Below are 8,283 nucleotides of genomic sequence, written 5' to 3'. Positions count from 1 at the left end.
GGCGTCCGCGATCCGGGTGAAACGGGTGTGCCCGCCGCGGGAGTCTATTTGGATTTGGATAACGACGGGCAACGTGATGCCAACGAACCGGTCGGCACCGCCGCCAGCGATGATCCGCAGACCCCTGGTGTGGATGAAGGGGGATTCTACCGCTTCGGTAGCCTGGACCTGGGCCAGTACATTTTGCGTGTCCGGCCCGATGTGCGTTGGATCGATGACATCAACAACTTTACGTCCGTCACACTGGAATTATCGACGACCGAGGCGGTTGCCGATTTGGGAGTCATTCCAAACTTGGCGGCGATCAACGGGCTGGTTTACGACGATTTGAACCGAGACGGGGTGTTGGACGCGGGCGAGCCTGGTTTGGCCGGATGGACGCTGTACATCGATGACAACGGCAACGACCAACTCGATGCGGGCGAACGCACGACCGTGACGTCGGCCGATGATCCACTAACCGCCGAAGACGAGACCGGACGGTATTCGTTTTCGCCGCTCGAGTTTCAAACGCACCGGGTGCAGCTGGTCGGCCGTCCGGAGTTCTTTTCGACCTCGCCCACATTCCTCGACCGCACGATCGCCGGTGGGACGTCGGTGGAGATCGCCAATTTCGGAACCACTCCGAATTTGACGCGAATCAGCGGGGCGGTTTTCGGCGACACCGATGGAGACGGCATTCGCTCGGCCGGTGAATCGGGGTTGGCCGACTGGACGGTGTTCCTGGATGAGAACCAAAACGGTCAGTGGGATACGGGCGAACCGACGATGCAAACCTTGGCCGACGATCCCGCAACGACGTCGATCGATGAAGCCGGAATGTTTGAGTTCACGACGCTCAACCTGGGAACGCATGTGGTCTATGCGTCGGAGCCCGTGGGATACCTGAGCACCAGCCCGAACCCCGTGTCCGTCTCCTTTACCGCCAGCACCGATGCCGCGGACGTCAGCTTCGCACTGGCAACCAATGACACCACGCTTTCCGGCATCGTCTTTGACGACGTCGATCGCGACGGTATCCGGGACGCCGGAGAAGCCGGGGTGTCTGGAGCGACGGTCTATCTGGACCTCAACGACAACGGCAGCCGTGATGTGGATGAACCGTCTCGGTTCACCGCCGCGGACGGACGTTACGAATTTCTGCATGTCGTTCCGGGAAGCCTCGTCGTGCGCGCGGATTTGCCGCCTTTGCACGAAGCGACGAGCCCGGCACATGAAGTCGCGGTGGCATTGAATCAGCTGATCTCGGATCTGGATTTCGGCGCACGCTATCTCGGTTACCAGATCACAGGCACGCAGTTCGATGACTTCAATGACAACGGAGTGCGCGACGCGGGCGAACCCCCGTTGAGCGGCGTCACGGTGTTTGCCGATTTCAACAACAACGGTTTTCCCGATCCCGGAGAGCCGCAGACGACTTCAGGATCGGGCGGCGAGTACGTGCTCGCTGGGGCGCAACCGGGAACGTTCACCGTTCGCGCGCTTTCGCCGGAGCATTATCGCCCCAGCGATTCGTATCCATCACGAGATCGATTGTTCGGCATATCGAATTTGCATTCCCAATTGCCCAGCCCCACACAACTGGTGCTGAGTGAAATCGATCCGGCCAGCGGCAACGTGTTGGGCGAATTCACCGTCAATCAACCGGTCACGACAGAGACGTCGTTGACGTTTGATGGGCAGAATCTGGTCTTGGTCAACAATGATTCTCATCGGCTGGTTCAGCTGGCGTTCGATGGAACGCAGGTCCAGGAGTTCTCGTTGCCTAGGGCGTTGACCGGGGCACCCTACGCGATCTTCGATGTGTCGTCTCCCGTGATGATCGGCGGATTCTTGTTTGTCGTTGCCGGCTCGACGACCGACAACATGGAATTGTGGCGGTCGGATCTGTATCCCGATGGTTTGGGCGCCAATTACGCTTCGGCCGGCGACTGGGAACGGATTGGCCTGATCACGTTGACCAATCCACCGGCGACGCCGGGTGTCACGCTTTCCCTGCAGCGTGCCAGCACGACTTCAGCCGACGGTCGGAACCTCATCGTCGGCGTGAGCGCCTCTGCGCCGTTCCTGAACCATTGGCTGCAGATCGACCCGTTCTCGCAGACCGCCGAATTAGTCAACGATTTCAATACCCAGGATACGGAACGCGGGATGGCGCGGATCGGCGACGAAGTGTTCGTGGCCTACCCGGTGCCGTTTACCAACACCGACGGTCAGATCATCGTTTACAACAATTCCGGCGGTGTCAATCGATCGCTGAATGGATTCCCGGCACAGCAGGGGCTCGCGGCTGGGCTGTATCGCGACAATGGGGTTGTTGTCACGCTGGCAGAGCGTGAATCAGTCGCCGATGTCAATCATTTTCACCACGCCGAACTGGCATCGATCAGCGGCAATGTTGCCAAGGATTTGGACGTCAGCGGGACAATCGATGCGGGCGAACCGGCGCTGGCTGACGTGACGGTGTATGTCGACCTGGACGGAAACAGGCAATTCGATTCCGGCGAACCCTCGGCGGTCAGTGATATAAACGGCGACTACACGATCGTGGGCTTGGTCCCCGATCGCTATACCGTTCGGCAGGTGTCACCGGCCGACCACGACGGATTTGCCGTCGCGGACCCGATCACCAGACTGTTCACTCAGGCGACCGACGCCGGTGTTTCAACGATCTATGAAATCGACACCACATCGGGAGCGGTGTTGAACCAATTCCCTTCACCCGGATCCGTCGAAACCCACGCCGGAATGACGATCTATGAAGGCGATCTGTATTTGGCCAAGTCAAATCAATTGTTCCGAATCGATCCGGACAGCGGTGAAGTCTTGGAAACAATACCGACCACGCCGGGGTTGAAAGACGCGATCGAAATCCGTGAAGGCGTCGCCTACATGACCCAGCAGGGCGGCGTTGGCATCGAGCAATTTGACCTTCAGCGGCGCCGGGTGATCGCACAACTGGACATTCATGCGATCAACAACATCACCGGACTGGGGTACGTGATTTCGACGCAGGGAGCCGCGGTCGATCGTGAGAGTTTTCTCCTCGAGATGCGTTCGGGAACGTACAACGTCGACTTCCGTACGGGGCTGATCATCCCGCACACGCCGACGCACGGTTTTCCTTGGACCGCCTACCTGGCTGCTGCCGGAGGCGAATCGTTCACCTACGCAACCTATGGCACCTCGCTGCGCACGATCGCGACGACGTCCACCGAGCCCTACAACGTTCCGGGGGCTGTCACCTATCGCAATCTTTATTCTGCGATCTCAGGCACGGTCAGCGATTATGGAGCCGACGTCGACCTGCCCGCCGAGCACACCGTCTGGGTGGCGCAAAACGATTCCGTCACCGACGTCGATTTCGGAAACCAACCCGCGGCCGGCACGATCAGCGGCGTTCAGTTCGTTGACGACAATGACAATGGGATACGAGACGCTGGTGAAGCACCGTTGGCCGGCATCACCGTCTTTCTCGATGAAAACGCCAACGGGTTTGCCGATCCTGGGGAGCCCCAAACCGTCAGCGCCGCCGACGGGACGTACCTGTTTGCCGGCGTCCCCCTGGGACGGCACCTGGTTCGTGCCGAGTCACCCGATCATTTTCGGCCGACCACGATCAGCAGTGTCACCGATCGTCTGTTCGGCGTCGCACGAGTCAGCAATGCAGGAAGTCCGACGGGCTACTTTCTGCAAATCCGTGAACTCAATCCCCTGACGGGAGACCGATTGAGTTCGATCGACACGACGATCCCCGTTGACTTGCCGTACACCGCCGCATTCGATGGGAAGCGGTTGATCGTCGTGGATAACAACCTGGACCTGCTGTTCGAAGTTGCTCTCGATGGCCGTCTGCTCGATCAAACGCCGCTGCCGGGCAATGGGTCCACGTCGGTGTTCTCGCAAGGTCCCGTTGTCATCGATGGCACGATCTATCTGTTGACCAACGGCGGTGGGATGCCGATGCAGTTGCTGCGTTTCGACGCGGACACGAACGAATACTACGGGGCGATGCCGATCTCTCGCTACATCGACCCGGCCAATGAACTCAACGGATTGCCACAATTGTCGCTCTCGCTGAGCGAATCGCCGGACGGCCAGTCGATTTTGGCCTTTTCCAATGTCGACTCGCGTGTCTTTGTGATCGATCCCTTGACGGCGCGGATGACGTCCGTGATCGATTTGCCGCGGACCGATGACGGCGATTGGAGTGCGGCGGCCGTGGGGGGCGAGTTGTTCGTGAGGTCTTCGGGCAGCCAAGGCAACTTGGATGTTTATGACAGCCAGTACAATCTGCTCCGCACCCTCGGTAATCCCGCGACATCGGGGTTGGGCGGTGGATCATTCGTCGACTCGGGGATCGTCGCGACTGTCACCTCCGCCGCCGGCGCGGCGGGAATTGATTTGGGGCACCGTTCCACGACGTCGACGATCTCTGGAACGGTGCTGGATGATTTCAACAAGAATCGCGCGGCTGATGGTGGCGAAACCGCTGCGATCGGAGTCCGTGTTTATATCGATTCCAATCGTAACGGTCGATTCGACAGCGGCGAACCCGAAACGCTCTCCGCAGCTGATGGATCCTATTCGTTCCAAGGGCTCACGCCAGGTGACTACACCGTGCGAGTGGATCAACCGGTCAGTTTAGAAGTACTGACCGATAGGGACGCCGTCTCGCTCTATTCGCTGGATGTTGATCAAGGTGTTTCGACGATTCGAAAATACGATCCGATCACCGGCCAACTGCTTCGTGAATTCCCAGCTCCCGGCACGAGCACGACGCTAGCCGGTTTGGCGCTCGACGATTCGGGGCTGTTCTATTCGGCAAATTCGACGCTCTGGAAACTTGATCCCGATGACGGACAGACACTCAACTCGATCCCGCTTCCCACGGGTGAGTACGGAGGGCTGGCGGCGATCGACGACCGAGTGTACGCGATCGATGCATCGAGCAATTTGCTGTACAAAATCGACGTCGACACGATGCAGGTGGTCGAGACGATCGACGTGAACGCCGTCAATCCGTCCGTTCCATTGGGAGTCAATTTCCAAGACAATTTAGGCGAGACGTCCGACGTCACACGTTTGATGACGCGTTTGCATTCCGGCGGCGGCACAATCATTCTTGATCCCGCGACAGGTCTCTATGAACCGCGAATTGCGACCAATCTCGGGACCACGGGGCTCTCCGGAGCGGAGGGCGAAATCTACCGGGCTTATGGTGGGCAGATTCGTGTGGAATCGTTACTGGAGGGATTCATCCGCAACGTGGCGACAGTCCAAGCTCCGTATGGAATCGGCGCCGCATCGGTCGCGTCGAGCGAGCACGTCGTCCGCGCGGCACCCGGTGTCGATCATTCCGAGCTAAATTTCTTTCAACAAGTCGACGGGCCGGCGTCCATCGGAGGCGTGTTGTGGGATGATTCGAATGCCGACGGCGCGATGGACAGCGGTGAGAGCCGGCTAGCCGGTCGGACCTTGTTTTTAGATGAGAACCGCAACGGCCAGCTTGACTCAGGCGAGCCATTCGTCGTGACAGCCTCTGACGATCCGGCGACCACGGGAATCGACGAAACCGGTCGCTATCGATTCGATGATGTGACTCCGGGAATCCACGATGTGGTCCAAGTCTTGCCGATCGGCTGGCGACCGACATATCCGTTCGCAGAAACGTTTGATGTTCAACATGTGGTTGCCAACGGGTATGTCGCGGGCGAGAACACCGGAACGAATCCTTTTTATGATTCGTCGATCAGCGACGGCGGAGCGTTCATCGCATTTTCGACGTACAACACGCTGCTGGCCGAAGACACCTATACCGGAGCGGACATCTACGTTCTGGACACGGCAGCCGGTCAGTTAGAACTGATCACGGTCTCCAGTGACGAAGCGGCCAGCAACGGACGGAGCTTGCATCCGGTCGTGAGTGCCGACGGACGATACGTCGTGTTCTGGTCCTATTCGACAAACTTTGTGGCCAACGACAACAACGACACGCTGGACATCTTTGTCCGTGACCGACAGCTCGGCACGACAACCTTGATCAGCGCCGTCGATCCGAGCCTTTCGACCGGAAGTTCGACGGCAAACAGTTACAGCTACAGCCCGGGATTCAGTGACGATGGGCGCTATGTCACGTTTTGGTCCAATGCAACTGATCTCGTTCCCGGCGATACCAATGGCGTGTTTGATCTGTTCCTCCGCGATCTTCAGCAGGGAACGACCGAGCGGATCAATCTGGCCCCCGACGGCAGTCAGGCCAGCGGCGGGAACACGCACAACAGCCACCTCAGCGCCGACGGCCGTTTTGTCGCCTATTGGAGTTGGGCCGACAATCTGGTCGCCGGCGATACCAACGGCGTTTCCGACGCGTTTGTACTGGACCGAGACACGGGCATCACCGAACGCGTCAGCGTCACGGCCAGCGGCGTTCAAAGTGACGCCAACGTTCACAACGTCAGCATTTCCGATGACGGTCGGTACGTCGTCTTCCACTCCAATGCAACAACGCTGGACAATGTCCCCGGCGCCGTCGGCACGCAAGTCTATCTGAAAGACCGAACGACAGGCGAACTACGGATGATCGGACGCGACCGAGACGGATTCGGACCCAATCAATCTGCCGTCCTGCCGACAATCAGCGGCGACGGGCGGTGGGTGGTGTTCAACTCTTGGGCCAGCAACCTGACCGACGATGATACCGATGGAGGCAGCGATGCGTTTTTGTACGACGTTGCCAATGACAGGGTGATGTTGCTCAGTCGATCGATCTCCGGGGGAGCCGGCAACGGTCGCACCGATTGGGTCCGAATCTCCAACGACGGTTCCACCGTGACCTTCAATTCCGCCGCGAACAACCTGACCTCGCCCACGACGGCGGGCGGGAACCTCTACTCGGTCAGCATCGATCAACTCACCGAAGCAACCGTCTTCCAGTCGGTCACCGTCGCCTCCGGACAAACCCTTGACGGAATTAACTTCGGCAGCGTTTACGATCCGATCGCGCCGGGCGACCTCACGCTTTCGGCTACCGAAATCGTTGAAAATCTGGATACCACCGCGTCTGACACGCTCATCGCACAGCTGTCGACGGTCGACAGCGACACGCCTACCGGACATTCCTATGCCTTGGTCTCAGGAATCGATGACGCAGACAATTCCAAATTCAACGTGGTCGGAAATCAACTGTTTCTCAAGCAAGGTCAGGTCGTCGATTATGAGGCACAAGCGGAGTATCGGATCCGGTTGAGTGTGACCGACACGACGGGACTGACACTGGAGAAAGCGGTTCGTCTGGACGTCGTCGATCGGCTTGAAATGGCACCGATCGATCTGGCCGGCGGTTCGCAACAGCGTTCGCTGCTTTCGTCGCTTTCGATCGCGTTTGACACGCAGGTCGACGTCGATCCGGGGGCGTTTGCGGTCCGTCATCGGGATCTCGGTGGCGACGTGGATTTCACCGTTACGCTCGACCACAGCGGTGGAAAGACGACCGCGACGTTGACGTTTGCCGGCATCTACACCGAGGCCGGCGGATCCCTGATCGACGGGAATTATCAATTGACGATCGACGGCGACAAGGTTCGGTCGACGGTCGGCGGTCTGAACTTCGATGCCGACGGCGATGGCGTCGACGGAGGCCTGTATCAACTCGGCGAAGAAGCCGCCGACGGGTTCTTTCGCTTGTTCGGGGATAGCGACGGTGACCGCGACGTCGACGGCCAGGACTACGGACGATTCGGATTGACGTTCTTGAAAAACGAAGGTCAAACCGGGTTCAACGATGCCCTGGACAGCGACGGAGACGGCGACGTCGACGGCCAAGACTACGGACGCTTCGGCCAGCGGTTCCTGCGAACGCTTGGGTTTGACTGAGCGGGGAACGCAATGCCGCGTCATGGAGCACCTCAGGAAGGAGCGGCGCGCGAGGCCGAACGTGGTAACCTGGAACCAATTTCATTCGATAGGTTTCAGCAGAATCACCACTTCTGCATCAATCGTGGTGACGGTTGACCTGTCCGTACCGTGACTGCAAGAGAGAGGGGTAACAGGAACGATGCACGTAGTCATTAGCCAATTCGTCGTCGCAAACGACAAAGATGAAGAAGTGCGGCAAGCATTTCAAAACAGGCCTCATTTGGTCGACCGGGCTCCGGGTTTCCGAAAGATGGAGGTGATCAGCCCCGTCGACGAACCCGAGAAGTTCTGGTTGATGACGTACTGGGATGACGTGGAATCGTTCGAGTCTTGGCACCGGAGTCACCATTACCGGGACTCTCATGC

2 protein-coding genes are annotated in these 8,283 nt (G+C 58.8%); both read left to right on the top strand.

Annotated features, from left to right (window positions below):
- Window positions 1-27: 27 nt before the first annotated feature.
- The gene (locus tag ABX749_RS13575; RefSeq protein ID WP_372896450.1) at window positions 28-7,875 is read left to right on the top strand and encodes an SdrD B-like domain-containing protein; all 7,848 of its coding nucleotides are present in this window, start codon (window positions 28-30) and stop codon (window positions 7,873-7,875) included.
- Between the two features lie 181 nt (window positions 7,876-8,056).
- Window positions 8,057-8,283: antibiotic biosynthesis monooxygenase (locus tag ABX749_RS13570; RefSeq protein ID WP_372896449.1), on the top strand; the 227-nt coding region annotated here is incomplete at its 3' end.

It is taken from the genome of Stieleria sp. (genome assembly GCF_041595215.1).
Lineage (GTDB): Bacteria > Planctomycetota > Planctomycetia > Pirellulales > Pirellulaceae > Stieleria > Stieleria magnilauensis.
This window is presented reverse-complemented; position numbering and strand designations above follow the sequence as displayed.